The 16,720-nt window shown below is 53.2% G+C and carries 11 protein-coding genes; 1 reads left to right on the top strand and 10 read right to left on the bottom strand.

The genetic code is table 11. The annotated features are described in order from the left end of the window. Together AC04Q4_RS15935 and AC04Q4_RS15930 are read right to left on the bottom strand one after the other, a co-directional pair. Positions 1–7,734: an SNF2-related protein gene (locus AC04Q4_RS15935; RefSeq protein WP_476389280.1), complete on the bottom strand. Its 7,734-nt coding sequence runs from the start codon at positions 7,732–7,734 to the stop codon at positions 1–3. Next, a complete protein-coding gene (locus AC04Q4_RS15930) occupies positions 7,662–8,006 on the bottom strand; it encodes a TnpV protein (RefSeq protein WP_349101367.1) in 345 nt (114 codons plus the stop codon). The genes AC04Q4_RS15935 and AC04Q4_RS15930 overlap by 73 nt, the downstream gene beginning before the upstream one ends. Between AC04Q4_RS15930 and AC04Q4_RS15925 the strand changes: the two genes are divergently transcribed. After that, positions 8,005–8,772 (top strand): hypothetical protein, encoded by a 768-nt coding sequence (locus AC04Q4_RS15925; protein ID WP_195522107.1) that lies wholly within the window; start codon positions 8,005–8,007, stop codon positions 8,770–8,772. The two genes, AC04Q4_RS15930 and AC04Q4_RS15925, sit on opposite strands and share 2 nt — an antisense overlap. A gap of 96 nt (positions 8,773–8,868) precedes the next feature. Here the strand turns inward: AC04Q4_RS15925 and AC04Q4_RS15920 are convergent, their stop codons facing one another. Genes AC04Q4_RS15920 through AC04Q4_RS15885 form a run of 8 tightly spaced genes read right to left on the bottom strand, consistent with a single transcriptional unit; the run spans position 8,869 to position 16,701 of the window. Further along, positions 8,869–9,084: a transposon-transfer assisting family protein gene (locus tag AC04Q4_RS15920; protein ID WP_118043207.1), complete on the bottom strand. Its 216-nt coding sequence runs from the start codon at positions 9,082–9,084 to the stop codon at positions 8,869–8,871. Position 9,085: 1 nt separating this feature from the next. Next, a complete protein-coding gene (locus tag AC04Q4_RS15915) occupies positions 9,086–12,454 on the bottom strand; it encodes an LPD28 domain-containing protein (protein WP_476389279.1) in 3,369 nt (1,122 codons plus the stop codon). 6 nt (positions 12,455–12,460) lie between these two features. Beyond that, positions 12,461–12,739: an immunoglobulin gene (locus AC04Q4_RS15910; RefSeq protein WP_118043159.1), complete on the bottom strand. Its 279-nt coding sequence runs from the start codon at positions 12,737–12,739 to the stop codon at positions 12,461–12,463. Continuing rightward, positions 12,736–14,835: a DNA topoisomerase 3 gene (locus AC04Q4_RS15905; protein WP_476389278.1), complete on the bottom strand. Its 2,100-nt coding sequence runs from the start codon at positions 14,833–14,835 to the stop codon at positions 12,736–12,738. The genes AC04Q4_RS15910 and AC04Q4_RS15905 overlap by 4 nt, the downstream gene beginning before the upstream one ends. Further along, positions 14,816–15,508, bottom strand: a complete 693-nt coding sequence (locus tag AC04Q4_RS15900; protein WP_476389277.1) for a conjugal transfer protein TraG — start codon at positions 15,506–15,508, stop codon at positions 14,816–14,818. Before AC04Q4_RS15900 ends, AC04Q4_RS15905 begins: the two co-directional genes overlap by 20 nt. Then, complete coding sequence (locus AC04Q4_RS15895) at positions 15,505–15,699, bottom strand: hypothetical protein (protein ID WP_003526245.1); 195 nt, start codon at positions 15,697–15,699, stop codon at positions 15,505–15,507. Before AC04Q4_RS15895 ends, AC04Q4_RS15900 begins: the two co-directional genes overlap by 4 nt. Next, positions 15,696–16,460, bottom strand: a complete 765-nt coding sequence (locus AC04Q4_RS15890) for a DUF4366 domain-containing protein (protein ID WP_117801998.1) — start codon at positions 16,458–16,460, stop codon at positions 15,696–15,698. Before AC04Q4_RS15890 ends, AC04Q4_RS15895 begins: the two co-directional genes overlap by 4 nt. Continuing rightward, positions 16,450–16,701, bottom strand: coding sequence for a DUF4315 family protein (locus tag AC04Q4_RS15885; protein WP_476389276.1), 252 nt, complete (start codon positions 16,699–16,701; stop codon positions 16,450–16,452). Before AC04Q4_RS15885 ends, AC04Q4_RS15890 begins: the two co-directional genes overlap by 11 nt. Between the last annotated feature and the right edge of the window lie 19 nt (positions 16,702–16,720).

Here is a 16,720-nt window from a genome sequence, read left to right as displayed (position 1 = left end):
TTATCGCACCTCCTCATGCTGTTTTGGTTTCTTGTCTGTACTGCGGGGTTGCACCGGGCGTTTTAGGTTATCCAGCACCGAAGGCCGTGTGCTTTTGGCAACAACAGACTCGGTGTGTGCCTGCCCCTTTCCGTCGATGTTGAGCAGGGTATCCAGCTCCACCAGACGGGCGTTTTTGCTTTTTAGTTCTTCTTCATAAAGGAATGGCTTTCCAACTTCCTCCTTTGCCGCAGCCTGCTGCTGATAGAGGTTATCCATCTGGGCCTTTGCCGCCTCCAGACGCTGCGGCATCTGGGCGAGGGCATTGTCGATACGGGTAAGATTTCCGCGAGGGTCTGTACCAAGGGTTGCCCTGTGGGTCATCTGTCCTTTTAGCAGGAGCGTATATTCTTGTTTCCAAGCGGAAAATTCCACAGACATGGCATAGCCCCGGTAGCTGCCGATCTGCACCGGATCGGAGGTTTTGACCTCCTTGCAGGCATCCAAAAGGGCAGCACCGGCGTTCTCCTTATCGGTCAGCAGATCTCCACGGATCTCCATACCGGCAAAGCCGTCCTCTGGGTGCGGGTGAGCTGCCAAAACCTCCAGGTCAGATTCAAAGCCCTTGATAAAGCCCTTGTGCTTTTCAATCTCCTCCGGGAAGTATTTGAGCAGCTGGTCCTCCAGACGATACTGCTTGCTCTGGTGGTCGGCTTTCATCAGCTTCAGGCGGGATACCTCCACATCCAAATCCATACGCTCTTTGATACGGGGATCTCCGGCACACAGAGCCTTGATCTCGGCAAAACTGAGGGCGGTTTCATCCACATCATCGCAGGAGCGCACCGGCGATTTAGAAGTCATGATCTGGCTGATGAATTTCTGCTTGTTCTCCACCGTCTGCCAGAGGTATGCGTCAAAGGTTCCCTCGGTCACATAGCGGTACACATGGACAAGGGGATTCTGGTTGCCCTGGCGCTCGATACGGCCCTTGCGCTGGGCAAGGTCTCCTGGCCTCCACGGACAGTCCAGGTCATGAAGTGCCACCAGACGGTCCTGCACATTGGTGCCTGCGCCCATCTTGGCGGTGCTGCCCAAAAGGACACGAACCTGACCGGTACGGACTTTAGAGAACAGCTCCTTTTTCCGCACTTCGGTATTGGCTTCATGGATAAAAGCGATCTGGTCGGCAGGCATCCCCTGGACAATGAGTTTCTGACGAATATCGTCATATACCGTAAATGCCGGTTCCTGCTCCGGCAGAGGCACAGCGCCTTCCAATGCGTGAAGCAGTGGATTATCCAGTGTTTTCGCCGCCTTGCTTGCAGGAGCTTTTGCCTGTGGTGTAGAAATGTCGCAAAACACCAGCTGGGTCAGCTTGTCAGCTTCGCCATCCCGCCAGATCTGCATGATGTTCTCTACGCACTGATTGACCTTTGTGCCAGGTTCATCCGGCAGCATCTGGTTGACGATCCTCTGGTCCAGCCCCAGCTTGCGGCCATCCGAGGTAATCTTGAGCATGTTATCCTGGGACGAGTCAACAGTTCCGCTGTGTACCAGCGATGCACGCTCCGAAAGAGCTTTGACCATTTCCTGCTGATGTTCGGTGGGCTGCGCCACGATGTTGTGGTACTCCACTTCCGGGGTAGGGAGATTTAACTGGTCGGCAGTCTTAATGTCCGCCACTTCTTTGAACAGGTTCATCAGCTCCGGCAGATTAAAGAACTTGCTGAATCTCGTTCTTGCCCGGTAGCCGGTGCCTTCCGGTGCCAGCTCCAATGCTGTGACGGTCTCCCCAAAGCGGGAAGCCCAGCAGTCGAAGTGGGTCATGTTCAGCTCTTGCAAGCGTTCATACTGAAGGTAACGCTGCATGGTGTAAAGCTCGGTCATGGAGTTGCTGACCGGGGTGCCGGTGGCGAAAATCACGCCACGGTTTCCGGTGATCTCATCCATATAGCGGCACTTGGCAAACATATCGGAGGATTTCTGCGCGTCCGATGTGGAAAGACCAGCCACATTCCGCATTTTTGTGTATAGAAACAGGTTTTTATAGTTGTGGGCCTCGTCCACAAACAAACGGTCCACACCCAGCTGCTCGAAGGTTACCACATCGTCTTTTCGCCCCTCGGCTTGCAGCTTTTCCAGTCTGGCTTCCAGAGACTTTCTGGTACGCTCCAGCTGCTTGACGGTAAAACGCTCGCCGCCGCTGGCCTGCACCTCTGCGATGCCCTCGGTGATCTCGTCGATCTGTTCATAGAGAAGCCGTTCCTGACGCTCCCGGCTGATGGGGATACGCTCAAACTGGCTGTGTCCCATGATGATGGCGTCGTAGTTACCGGTGGCAATACGGGCGCAGAACTTTTTGCGGTTATGGGTCTCAAAGTCCTTTTTGGTTGTGACTAAGATGTTGGCAGAAGGATAGAGGCGCAGAAACTCCGACGCCCACTGCTCGGTCAGGTGGTTTGGAACCACAAAGAGAGATTTCTGGCATAAGCCCAGGCGTTTAGCCTCCATCGCAGAGGCCACCATCTCAAATGTTTTGCCTGCGCCCACTTCGTGTGCCAGCAGAGTATTACCGCCATACAGCACATGGGCAATGGCATTCAGCTGATGTTCCCGCAGGGTAATGGCCGGGTTCATGCCCCCAAAAGTGATGTGGCTGCCATCATACTCGCGGGGACGGGTGGAGTTCATTTCCTCGTTGTACTGGCGCACCAGAGTCTGTCGGCGCTCCGGGTCTCTCCAGATCCAGTCCTTGAAGGCTTCCCGGATAGCCTGCTGCTTTTGGGCAGCCAGGGTGGTCTCCTTGGCGTTCAGCACGCGGCGCTCTTTTCCATCTGCGTCCTCTATGGTGTCATAGATACGGACATCCCGCAGGTTTAAGCTGTCCTCCAAAATCTTGTAGGCATTGGCACGGCTGGTTCCGTAGGTGGTGTTGGCAGCTACATCACTATAAGGAACAGAAGTTTTTCCTGTGATCTGCCATTCAGCGGTAAAAGACGAGTACTTGACCTCGATATTTCTCTGGAGATAATACGGTGTACGAAAGGTTTCGTACATAAACTGCTGGATGTACTCCTTGTCGATCCAAGTAGCGCCCAGACGCACCTCGATCTCCGACGCATCCAGGTCCTTGGGCTGGGCGGCGGTAAGAGCTTCCACATTGACTGCATAAACCGGGTCCTGCTGTGCCGCCCGCTGTGCCTGACGCAGTTTGCGGCGTACATTGCCGGAAAGGTATTCATCGGCGGTCACATAATGGGGCGATCCGTCCTGCTCCAGCTGTCCCGGTACACGGAAGATCACACCTTGCAGTTCTCCGGCCAGTTCTTCTTTTGTTTTTCCGGTAAGCTGGCTCATATAGCCCATATCCACGCAGGCTTTTTCCGAGATGGACACCGCCAGCGCTTCACTTGCCGTATCCACCACAGCCACTGCCTGATGGGGCTTGATGGTCCGTTTGGTGAACATATCCGCCTTGCGCTCCAGCTTTCCGTCCTCATCAATGACTTCCAGCGCACAGAGCAGGTAATAGGAAGAATCGTCTGCATAGGCCAGACGGTTTGCACGGTCATTGATGAGACCGTATTTGCCAGAAAAGCTGTCATAGAGCCGGTTCAGCTCTGCCTGTTTCTCCTGAATAGCGCTGTCCGGAACCGCTGCATCCATCTGAAGGTCGATCAGTTCCTGCACACAATCACGCAGTCCCACAAGACCTTTCACACGGGCTTCGGCGGTAGCGTTGAGGTCAGGGCGCACCATGCGGCTGTTTTCCCGGTAGTACACCTGCCCGTCTACAATGGCATAGGAATAGTTCTTCACATTAGGGTCGGCAGGAATGGAGGTGTCAATAGCTTCGCCTTCGCCCAGCTCCGGCAGCTCTGCCTCCTGATAAGTTCCATGAATATACTTCACCGCATCATGCAGCTGGTCGGAAAGCTCCAGTCCCTCGATAGGGTTCACGGTGTAGTCCATACCATGAGCGGTGCTTACCGGCTCCTGTCTGCCCAGCACCATTTCCGGGTGGTCGATAAAATACCGGTTGATGGCAAACCCGTCCTCCGTCTGTCCGGTCTGGGTCCATTCCGGCACGATGTCCAGCGGGCGATCCCGCTTTTGGAGGAAGATGATGTCCGATACCACCTCGGCACCGGCATTCTTTTTGAACGCGTCATTAGGCAGACGGATAGCTCCCAGCAGCTCGGCACGCTGGGCAAGATAGCGGCGCACGGTGGAATCCTTGGCGTCCATGGTATAGCGGGAGGTTACAAAAGCTACCACACCACCAGGACGCACCTGGTCCAGTGCTTTGGCAAAAAAGTAGTTGTGAATACTGAAACTCAGCTTGTTGTAGGCTTTGTCATTGACCTGATACTGACCGAAAGGTACATTGCCGATGGCAAGGTCAAAGAAGTCACGCCTATCGGTGGTCTCAAAGCCGCCTACTGTGATGTCCGCCTTGGGATAGAGCTGCTTTGCGATGCGCCCGGAAACAGGGTCCAGCTCCACGCCGTACAGACGGCTGTTTCGCATTTTCTCCGGCAGCATACCAAAGAAATTGCCCACACCCATAGACGGCTCCAGAATATTTCCGGTCTCAAATCCCATACGGTCCACCGCTTCATAGATGGCCTGAATGACCGTAGGGCTGGTGTAATGGGCGTTGAGGGTAGAGCTTCTGGCGGCGGCATATTCCTCCGGGGTCAGCAGTTCTTTTAGCTGGGCATACTCTAAAGCCCATGCCGGTTTCTCCGGGTCAAACGCATCAGAGAGACCGCCCCAGCCCACATATCGGGATAGGACTTCCTGCTGTTCCGGCGTTGCCTGTGCAGTGGTTTCCTCCAGGTATTTCAGCAGCTTGATTCCCTCGATATTTGCCTGGAACTTGGCTTTCGGACCGCCTTCGCCCAAATGCTCATCGGTAATGCGGAAGTTTTTTGCATTGCGGCGCAGGTTAGCCTTGTATTCCTCATAAGATGCTTCCTCGGCAGCTTTGGCATTGGGAAAGGTCTGCCACTGGCCATTGACCTGAATGGAAACCGGGTGTTCATCCAGCACTTCCTCAAAGGTTTTCTCCGGCTCAATCACAGGGGCTGGTGGCTCCGGCTCCTCGATATGCAGTCGTTCCACCACCACATCATAAGGCAGATTGTTCTTATCGCCCGGATAGACGGCCATGGTCTCGGAATGGAAAGTCGGGGATTCGGTAGCTGGTTGGGGCTGTTCCTGTCCAAAACCGTCCTGCTGACGGGCATACATCCCGCGCAGCAAAGGCGCAACCTCATCCCAGCGGAAATACAGCATAGCCAGACGCTTTTCCTCTGCATCCATGACTTCCAGTTCTATGCCCTGTGCCGTGGTACGGTAATCGGCAATATCGCCGGTCTCCAGATTCAGTGTCTCGATCTCACCGGAATAGGCTCTGCTCAGCCAGTAGGCGATCTCGCTGTTGCTCCTGCCGGATTGCAGCAGCGTGGAAATCTGCTTTTTATCCGCTTCATCCATCAGTCCATGAGCCAATACATCCCGCAAGTCCTGATCTGCCTTGTCCGGGTCAATAGGAAGAAACTCGGTATAGTAAGCATTGCGGCGGTCTGCCCGAAGCAGCTGCTCGAACTGTTCTTTGCGCTCTGCCCGGTAGATGGGATATACCATCCCGGTGGGCAGAAGCTGTACGGTGTCCTCCCGCAGCTCGGTGATCTGATAGGCGTCATCCTCGATATACACGGTATCGCCCACGGCATAGACCGGGGCGGCTGGGTCATAGGAGGTTCTTTGCGGAATTGGGCGGCGAACTGCGTCATATTCCTCATCGGAAATGGAAACTTCGGAAGTCTGCTCTGTCTCGGCATCTGCGATCTGCTCTGCATCTGACATCACCTGTTGGATAAACGGGGCATTGTCCAGTTTTTCCGGGTCTGCCACCTGTCCGTTGACGATCCCTCTTTCTTCCAGAGCTTCCCGGATGGCGATTGGGTCGATGTCGTCAAAACGGTTCTGTTCTTCTTCGGTATAGAACCGGTCCTCCTGAATGAGCTGGGCAAGCCTGCGCTGTACCTTCGGCCAGGGCAGCTGCGTTTCCTCCGGGCTGCCGGCACGGACAACGAACAGGCTGTTGCTGTTACTGCCGCCGTATTCCTGAGCCAGCCATGCGGCGGTATCTTTTTCTCTTTCATGGTCTTTCATATAGCGGACAACAGCGTGTTTACTCTCGATATTGCCGTTCCATGCACAAAGGGCAGTATCAATATCTTCCTGAGAAAGAGGGCGCAGAAGCTCATGGAGCTTTGGATAGGTCTCGTCGATCACTTCCCGGTGTAAACGCTGACGGAACTCCGGCACATCCGAATAGAGTCGGATCAGCTCCATATCCTTAGAACCAAGAACCGCACGGCGCACAGCGGCATTACCCTCGATGACAGCATTTTCACGGTCAGAATGACCGCAGGCATTGCGATATGCGGTATCCTCGGAAATGGCGGCAGTCACCACAGGCTTATACTGCTCAAACTGCTCCCCAAGGGTAGGCTTTGGTGTTTCTTCCTCCATCTCCGGCTGCTGGGCATGAATGGCATCTTCTTCTGCCAGATCCTTTTCAGCCTGGATCTTGTCATACTGCGCTTGTTCCTGTTCGGTAAGATAGCGGCCTTTCTGGACAAGTAAAGTAATGCGCTTGGCAACCTTTTCCCAGTTCAAGTGAACATCCGGGCAGTCCTGCTTTTTATAGTGCAGTCCTTTCCCATCGTGATCTTCGCCGCTGTGTGTTGCGCCGGACAGGGCATGAGAGCGTCCGCCAATGCCATACTCGTCTTTAAGGAATCTCACTTTTTCCTTATCCGTATGGTTTTCCATGAAGAACGCATAGATACGGCCCTTTCCTCCGGCAAAACTGCTGCCGCCGGTCATGGCGGCGTCGATCTCATCCTCGGTAATGAAATGCTGGACGGTTGGCACTTGGGAAAGGTCCGAAGAAAAAGTTCTGCGTGGCAGGTCAAGATCCTTCAGGTTCTCCCAGATCTCCCTCGGTCTGTGATAGTGAAAACGCAACAGGTCACGGTCCTGCTGATAGGCCGCCCAGAAGGCGGCGTATTCTTCCTTGAGTGTCTGGCGGAAAGCCGGGTCACTCAGCTGCTCCGTCAGGCGGCGGGTCTCCTCCGGGAAACCATTGCCTTTGATCTCTGACAGGCAGGACAAATATCCGGCTTCTCTGGCACCCTCACTGAGATCGTGATACAGATGCCAGAGCTTTTCCGAGAGGAGGGAGCGTTCATAGCCTGCCGCTTCTGCAAGCTCCACATTGGAGGCAAACTGGCCGCTCTCCAAAAGCTCCCCGATACGCTCTGCGGCGCTCTCCCAGGAAATGACCTGGGCAGACCTGTCATAACGGACAGACTTCCCGTGGGAAAGATGGATACCATCCTCGGCATACCATGCGCTCACACTGCCAAGACCATTGCCGCCGTGGTACAGCGTTTTCAGTATCTCGGCAATCTCAGCGGTGGTTTTCTGCTTTTCAAAGGCTGCAACCACACGCTCCCTTTGACGGTCTGTATTGCCGCCCAAACGCAGCACATGGTCGATGTCATTTTGGGCAAAAGAAAAAGCAGAGGATGTATGCGCTACATACTCTGCTTCATCTATGGATTGGATCTGTTCCGCTTCGGAGAGGAACAGGTTTAGGGTCAGCTGTTGATAAGCTCCGCCATCAGAATCTCCTCTGCCTGAGCTTTGCAGGTGTTCATCAGCCCCACCCACTTCATGGGATCGCTGGCTTTCAGTTCCTCGGTGGCTCCCGCTTCCTTCGCCAGCTGGGGCATCATCTGCTCCAGTCTGTTCTGGGCGGTCTCGTCGATCTCCAGAAGGTGCTGGTACAGCTTCTCGCTCAGCAGCATCTGGTTGTAGAGGATGGGACGGTGTTCCTTCAGGTAGGTTTTCCTCATCCTGCCGTATTTGCCCAGAGGTTTCTCCGGCTGCTGGCTCAGCTTCAGGTCGGGAATCAGATAGTCTCCGTTCTGGATATAGGTCATGGGATTGTTCATCTTGTTTGCTCCTTTCTTGGTTGGCTTCGCGCTCTGCATTTCGGACGGTGACGCCGATCTGCCGCAGCACCTGCTGGTTGATCTGGCTGACCGCTGTTCCCAGCGCCCCGATGGTGGACGGGGTGTTGAAATCAAAGATCGCCATGAAATCTTCGTGGTCGAAGTAGCGTTCCGGCTCCAGTCCGCAGCGGGACATCAAAGCGTAAGTGATGCTGACGGTGGCGGCTGCCTTGAACTGTACTCCGATGTTAAACTCATCATATTCCTCCAAAAAGGAACCGTCAACGATATAGAAGAAGTCCTGCTGATGCTCCGTCCAGTATTCCTCAGCCAGTTTTCCGGCTACCTCGGTGAGCTGTCCGGCAAGGTCATCACCGGAAACATCATAGGTGCGCTCAAGCATGGCCTGCACCGAATCCAAATGGCGCTCCTCCAGCTGCCACAGCCAGGGAGTGCGGGAATGTTCACGGGTTCCGGTGTCGGAAATATCAAAAACATAGCGCAGGTGGGGCCTGTCCCCGGAATCGTCCACCAGAGCAATTCCCTTGGAGCCGCGCCTTACATACCGGCCCATCTTTTCATTCCACAAATCGTACTCTGCACAGGCGGTGGCGTCCGGACGCTGGGCGTAGATCATCAACTGCTCATGGAACGGGTACTTGTAAAGGCGGGAAGCAGTGGTGAGAAACCCTGCCCATTCCTGCCAGCTCCCCGTGAGCTGCGTTGTCACCTTCTCCGCCATCTGTGCATATAGTTCAGCTTTGGTTGGCATAGTGTTCTGTCCTCCTTTCAGTTTTGGGGTAAAAAGGTGGGGTGGCATATTGCCACCCCATCCCTGCGATTATGGTGTTTACTGGTCAAAATCCGGATACAACTCCAGCTCGGCAAACTCGGCATCACTCATGGCCTGGAGCTTGCCCAGTGCGCTGTCTGTCAACTCCTGCAGCTCGGTTTCCTCCGGGGCCAGCTCGCCGCGCATCTCACGCAGGCTGTCGATCAGTCCGGTGCGGCTGCCGGTATTGTAAATGCACATCAGGTTCATTTCCTCAAAAGTAAAGTTTCCCATATCAAATCTCCCTTTCCGCACTCTTTTTGGGTGCTGTCTTTTTGGGTTCCGCTTTGGGCTGGCTTTTCAGCTGATCCACAACGGATTTTTTCTTATCCCGTTCCTCCCGATGAACGGCATTAGCCAAGTCCATGAGGGAGATAGGCTGACCGCTTCGAGCCTGCTGTTCCAGCTCTGCCACCGTAGGCTCTTTTGCGCCATTGTTGATGATACCGTCGATCATGCCGTAATCGTCCTCCACGGCCATCTCTGCATTTTTCAGCGGATTTTCCGGCAGGAATCCGGGGATCTGGGTAAAACCAACACTGTCACAGTAATGACAGGATACCTTACCGTCCTGTCTGATCGCAACGATGTCGCTGACGCTCATGGAGGGACTGTGAAAGTCCACGGGCTTTTCCAGATTGAATTGCTGATAGAGTTTTTCCAGCTGCTCCGGCACAGTGCCAGACTCCCTCAGAGGAGCTGTGTAAATGAGGTCATAATTGCTGCGGTCTATGGAAATGTTATGGGACTTTAACCAGTCCAGATTCATAAAGCGCACATTCTGCGAATCGTCACGGCTCACCTGATAGATGGCAAAGCAATCTCTGTTCTGGGAGAGAAATGCCTGTTCGCGTTCCTGCTGATGTTCCTGACGCTCCATGACCTTTTCGTGGAACTGAGGGCTTTTCTCCCATTCCTCATGGTCCACACCGAAAAGACCACCATGATCCATGATTTCCTGCGGGTCAAACACCATGCTCTCCGTATTGTCCTCATACAGCACATAGACGGTCAAACCGGCGGCATCCAGTTCCAGCGCCCGTTCTCTGGTAACAGGGAGCATCCCATCATAGGTGTAGCCATATTCCTGCATATCCGGTGTGGATACCTGCTCATCCGGCATGGGGTATTCATCCAGTGCCTGCTCCTGCGCTTCCGGCAGCTGGGAAGAGGCAGTCATCTGACTGGTCTCTGCCTGCATCTGCTGATAGGCCGCTTCCTGCAAGGTCTCAACCATAGACAAGGGAGCGCGTCTGAGCGAAGTGCTGTCCAGATCGTTATCATCACAAATCTGGAGGACTGCCTTCATGCAGGAAAGCTCCGACATATCCAGCTGACCACCATCCAGCTCTTTCATGGACGCAGCATCGTAAAGAGTGTAGTCCCATCCGCTGTCACAAGGTTGGATATGAAGATAGGTAGTATCGTTGATCAGAAACAAAGCCTCCTGCTGGTTGGCATCCGCCCCCAGTACCTCCATTTCCGGCATGGTCGCAGCCAGTTCCTTTACCGCTTTCTGTACCAGCGGATTGTCACGGTAATAGTCGATTGCCTGAATAGTGTCCAGGTCAATGGTCTGCCCGGTCAAAATCGGAAACGGTCCTTCATAGTCGCTTCCGTCTTTCAGCTCAAAACCAATTCCTTTGATCCCGTTCATTCGCTCTGCCGGAATTTCCTGATAGATGCGGACCGCCTCCTCCAAAGACAGGTTATCGTGGTATTCTCCGAGGTTTGGAAACTCCATGCACTCTGCCACATAGTAAGTCAGATTGCCGGTTGGCTGCTCTATCGGGGCGGTTTCCGGCTCTGCCTTTGCATGGGGATCAATCCCACGCTCTTTGCAGATTTCCTTATAGTGACGCTCAATGTCAGAGATCAAAGTACCGGAGGTCTTGTTGATGGTTTCCAAACTGGCTCTCAGTTCTTTCAGCTCCTTGCCCTGACTCCAGCTTGCAATATAGCCGAAGCTGTTTTCTCCGGTCTCGATGCCAAAATATTTGCAGACTGCGTAGGAGATGCTTTCAGCCTCCACTTCCTCCGTGTGGCGATCTTTCCTCTGTTCCTGCAAAAACTGGGTGAGGGTAGAAAAGCCACCAACAAAATTCAGCCCTTCTTCCTCGGTCAGCATCAGGCGTCCATCTTCCGCCAGCTCCAGCGGCTCTGTCAGCAGAACGGAACCTGCATGGTTTACAACCACTTGTTCTTCTACACAGACCGGCTCTCCGGGGTCGTAGTCAGAACCGCGCAGGTCATAGCAATAAACGCCCTCCGGCAGATTATCACGGACAATCCGCCCATTGGAGAACAGACCGGGTTTATCAAACAGCTCGATCTCCTGATATTGCTCGTCATTGGCAATCTGAATCTTTTTCTGATTGTGGAGCTTGCTGTGGGCAATCTCGTGTACTGTGGCCGAAACCGTCTGCACCTCGCTCATGCCCTGACGAATGGCAATTTTCTGATGATCGGCAGAAAAATAGCCGTCCGTATCGGCGGCCATTGCTTCAAAAGTGATCGGCACCGGCGCACTGCGGCGCAGAGCCTCCATGAATGCCTCATAATTTGGCACATTGCCGGAAAGGGAGGAAGCAAGCTCAGGCAAAGGTTTCCCGTCGGTCTGGCTCACATCAAAGACCTTGACCGGGCGGAACATGGGAATCTCGATTTCTTTTTCCTCTGTGACGATCTTTCCGTCTTTATCCAAAATCGGAGCCTTGGTATCCGGGTCCAGCTTCTGCTCCTCGATTTTCTTCTTATATGGTGTGGGAGCAATGATGGTAATGCCATGCTCGCCCTTTTTTACATGACGCTCAAACTGGTCTTTCCACTTATTGTATCCGGCTACCAATGTAGCGTCCGGCTTCTGCATATAGATGAGCATGGTGTTGTTTACCGAATAGCGGTGGAAGCGGGACATGACGGACAGATAGCGCATATACTTTTCACTCTCAAACAGTTCTTTGATCCCCTGCTCGATGCCATCTGTAATTTCCCTTAGCCGCTCTCGGTTGGTGGGTTTGTTCTCAGCCATGATTTTCAATCTCCTTTCCAAGTGTGTGATTTCTGCTGTGTGTTCTGCAATCCATGCCTTTTGTTCTTCTTCACTTTCATAAAGAAAAAGGTCCAACAGGTACTCTACATAGGTTTTCTTCTGGATTGCTTCCACAAAACGGGGGTGCGGTTCTTCCTCCGGTGTCCGGGGAGAATTGTCGGCCTCCCATTTTTTCAGCAGATAGTAGTAATCGGACAGTACGCGATAACACCGCTGCCGGTCCTCCCGAAACTTTTGTGCCTCTGTTTTCTGCCGGACATATCTCCTGCGGGGAGGGGCCTGACTGTCATAGATCAGGCCAAAGTCCTGTGCCAGTTTCTCTGCCGCTTCTTTTGGGGAGAGGTCAAAGAGCTTTGCGGTAAAGTCGATCACATCCCCATCTTCACCGCAGCCAAAGCAGTGGAACCGCTGGTCTACCTTCATGCTTGGGTTCTTATCATCGTGAAAGGGACAGCAGGCCATGCCATTTCGTTTGACCTCGATCCCATAAAACGCTGCCGCATCTCTGGTGCTGACCGACTGCTTGACTGCTTCAAATACATTCTCTGTCATGTGCCTTTAACTGCCGGACTTTCTCACAGGGGGCTGGTATCCGGCAGCTTTCGCACGCTCACTGGCGGCTTTGCGGCGTTCTGCGCTATATGGCTCCCGGACTGATACACACCGCTTGGGGACGATAAAGTTATGGGCGTCCTTTCGGGTGATCTGGTCGGGGTGCTTTTTGGCCAGCAGTTCCAGCTTCTCCATCAGACGGGGATCGTGGGTATAGACCTCAGCCATTGGTTCTGCCTGGTTATAAAGGAGAATGGTTTCCCGTTCCACTAAAGAGAGCTTCATCGGCTGCCTCCTTTCCGCTGGTCAAATTCCAGCTTGAAGTTGGCGTACTGTCCATCGTCCTCCAAAACCACAGTGGCATCGTAGGTCTTGCCGGTTTTCTCCGAATATAGGCCCGTTACGCGGACACGGCCATCTTTCAGCAGTGCAGACACCACAGCCTTGGTCGGCTGTTTTTTCTTGGCATCCCACCATTTGTTGTTTTTCCAGATTGCAAATTTGCAAGAATCATTCTGACAAAAGAAGCCTTTTTGCAGTTCTGCAACTTCACCGCCACAGCGAGGGCATTTACCCACCACCTCATGGGGCGGGGTGAACAGGTACTCGGTTCCCTTGATGACCTGATAAGTCCCCACCAGATCTTTCAGCATGGTGCTGATCCCGTCCAGAAACTCCTCTGGGGCAAGCTGCCCGCGCTCGATCTCGCCCAGTCGGTACTCCCACTCGGCAGTCAGAAGCGGCGATTGCAGTTGTTCCGGAAGAACGGTGATCAGGGAAACTGCATCGTGGGAAGGGAGAAGCTGCACCGTTTTCCTGCTCTTTTTTCGTTCCAGAAAACCGGCAGATACCAGCTTTTCCAAAATACCGGCACGGGTGGCCGGTGTCCCCAAACCTTTTCGCTCGGCATCCTCCGGCATATCCTCTTTTCCGGCAGTCTCCATCGCGGACAACAGGGTGTCCTCCGTAAAGTGCTGGGGCGGACTGCTTTTGCCTTCTTTGACGATTGCCGCAGAAACCGAAAGGGTCTGTCCTTCGGTCAGCTCCGGCAGGGCTTTCTCTGCGCCCTCTTTTTTCGGCTCTGCATCCTTCATTTTGGCACGGTAGGCGTCCTCCAGTGCTTTCCATCCGGGGTGCTTCACCGTTTTTCCTTTGGCAGTAAACTTCCTACCGGCACACGTTGCAATCACAACGGTTTCCGAATAGATATGGGGCTGGGCCACGGCACACAGCAGACGCAGGGCCACCAGCTCCAGCACCGCTTTTTCTCCCGCAGGAAGGGCAGAAAGGTCTGCATCCTTGAGATTTCTGGTAGGGATTACTGCGTGGTGGTCGGTTACTTTCTTGTCGTTGATGACCGTCTGCGGATCACAGGTAATGGCGATCCCTTTGCGAAATGGCATAGCATTGGCAACCAGATTCACCAGCACCGGCAGGCTGTCTGCCATATCACCGGTCAGATAGCGGCTGTCAGTACGGGGATAGGTGCAGAGCTTCTTTTCATACAGGCTTTGCAGATAGTCCAAGGTCTGCTGGGCTGTAAATCCAAGCAGGCGGTTGGCATCTCTTTGCAGAGTAGTCAGGTCATAGAGAGCAGGCGGCTTTTCGAGCTTTTCCTTACACTCCACCTTTTTGATTGTGACAGCTGCATCCTGGCAAGCTTCTTTCAGCTGCTCTGCGCTTGCTCGGTCACTTATGCGCTCCCCGGATATGGTAAGACCGGGCAGCTCCAGCGCCACGGTATAAAAAGGAACCGGCTTAAAGGTGTCGATTTCAGCTTCTCGCTGGACAATGAGTGCCAGCGTTGGAGACATCACGCGCCCGATGTTGAGGGTGCGGTGGTACAGCACGGAAAAAAGCCTTGTGGCATTGATTCCCACCAACCAGTCGGCCTTGGCACGGCAGAGAGCAGCATCCCGAAGTCCATCATAATCTACACCTGGGCGCAGGTTTGCAAAGCCCTCCCTTATGGCGGAATCCTCCATCGAAGAAATCCAGAGCCTTTTCATCGGCTTTTGGCAGCCTGCCAGCTCATAGACGCTGCGGAAGATCAGCTCGCCCTCGCGTCCGGCATCACAGGCATTTACTACCTCCGTCACATCCGGGGCGTTCATCAGCTTTTTGAGAATATCAAACTGCTTTTTCTTATCCTTTCCCACTACCATCTGCCAATGCTCCGGCAGAATAGGCAGGTCATCATATCGCCACTTGGCATACTTGGAGTCATAGCTGTCTGCATCCGCAAGACCGGCCAGGTGGCCCACGCACCAGCTGACACGCCAGCCGTTACCCTCCAGATACCCATCCTTACGAGCAGTTGCACCGATTACCGTAGCCAGACTTTGTGCAACCGATGGTTTTTCAGCAATCACTAAATTCATAATCTTCAGCCTCCCATTCTTCCCGCACAGGCGTGTGCAGTTTTTTCTCTATGCTGTTTTCCTCATCCAGTAGCAGGTTATAACCAAACCGGTAGTCATAGCGGTACAGTTTCCCCAGCAGGTCATTGATGATGATACGACAAGCCAAAATGACACGGGTTTTATCCACCTGCATCAGCTGGTAGCGTTGATAATTGCTGTAATATTCTTCGTGACGGCGGGTATTGCAGGCGGCATCTTCAAGTAAACTATCTACTGCATCCTGACAACCATCTTCTTTTTCCCCTTCCATGCAGTTCAGAAGTTCCATCATCAAGGGAAAGCTCTGTTCATCCATAGGAGCTTCTACTGCAAGAAAACCGATCAAAGCGGATAAGAGCAGATGAGCCGCCGTCTGTTCTTGTTCCGTCAAAACGGCCATTGTTTTCTCCGCATTTGGCAGGATCTTTTCTTCCACAAAATCTGCCGCGTCACCGGAATAAAGCTGACGGATAGAATCTATGGACAATGAAACTGTCATGGTATCTAAGGAGAAATCAAAGGGGTCATCTTGCTTTGGCTTTCTCCAAAGTTTGTTTAACATGGTAGAAAGAATGTCGCCGCCAAAATACACAGCAATTACCAGCAGGTCAAAAACAGCAATCAGCTTGATAAATGTAATCAGAACACTCATTTTTTTCGTTTCCTTTCTTTGAGCCAGCGTTCCATCTCACGATGGCAGATACCTACGCAGGGACTTCCATAACTCCCGCAACCATAGCAGGGGTGGTTGTGGGATAAAGAATGAGGACGGGAAGTTTCCCTCCCGCCCTCCGGCCTGCGTGTCATCATGCGTTCATAGGGACTGTCTGTGAAACGGGTCATTTCACGCTGTCCTCGTCATCTTCTTCTGTGCTGCCCCCATCAGCGTCCGGTTCGTCCGACTCCTCATCCTCGGTTTCCCATTCCTCGGAATCTTCCTCGCCATAATCATAATCGTCCAGACTGTCATTGCCCTTGGTCTTAGGCTTGTTCTTAACAAGCTTCAAATAGGCAAATACGCCACAGCCGCCCAGCAGAGCCAGCAAAAGGACTATCGCAGCCGGGTTCAGTCCGGCAGGCTTCTCTTTTTCCGGCTCCGGTGTTTCTGCCGGAGGTTCCGGTGCTTTGCCCGTACATTTACTCTTATCAGTTACACAGACCGGGCAGGCCGTATTGACTGCCCCTGCTTCACATTTTGCCGTGCAGCTGCATACCGCAGGCGGCTCCTCTTTTGCTTTTCCATCTTCCATCAGTGCCATCAAATCCGCTTCATCCACCTGATTCAGAAAGTGAACAGCAGTCTTTTTATCCTCATTCGCCCTGTCAATCAGGATGTAAAAGTAATTTCCAGCTTTGGTCGTAACAGTAATAAGCTGCTTATTGCCTCCAAAATCATCCACCAGTGCCGCATTCCCCTCCGGTGTAAGTGCCGGTGCTGGTTCTGTTTCTTCCACAGTAACATTGCTGTCATTGGTAGAATCCTCTGCCGGTGCCGCCGGAGCCTGTTCTGACCCCTGTGCAAAAGCAGGGATCGTAAAGCCAAATGCCACAACCATTGTCAGGCAAAGGGCGGAAAGTGTTCGGAGCAATCGTTTATTCCTCATAGCTGTTTTCCTCCTGTTCGTTATTGTCATCAGCCAAACTGCCGGGAACTGTGCCACCGGAAAGCATAGCGTTCAGCTGTGCTGGAGTCATGCGTAACGCACGAACCATCTGAACGATCTCCAAATTTTCTGCCTCGGTTTTCTGTGCTTCCAGCGCCTTGAGCTTTTCCTGATACTCTGCGATCTTCTCGCGGACCTTTGTAATCTCCTGGTCTATGCGCTCAATTTTGTTCTTTGCCATCGTCTATCACTCCTTCTTA

The organism is Blautia sp. HA8986, assembly GCF_056504635.1.
Note: the sequence above shows the minus strand (reverse complement) of the source record. Positions and strands in the feature narration are given on the sequence as shown.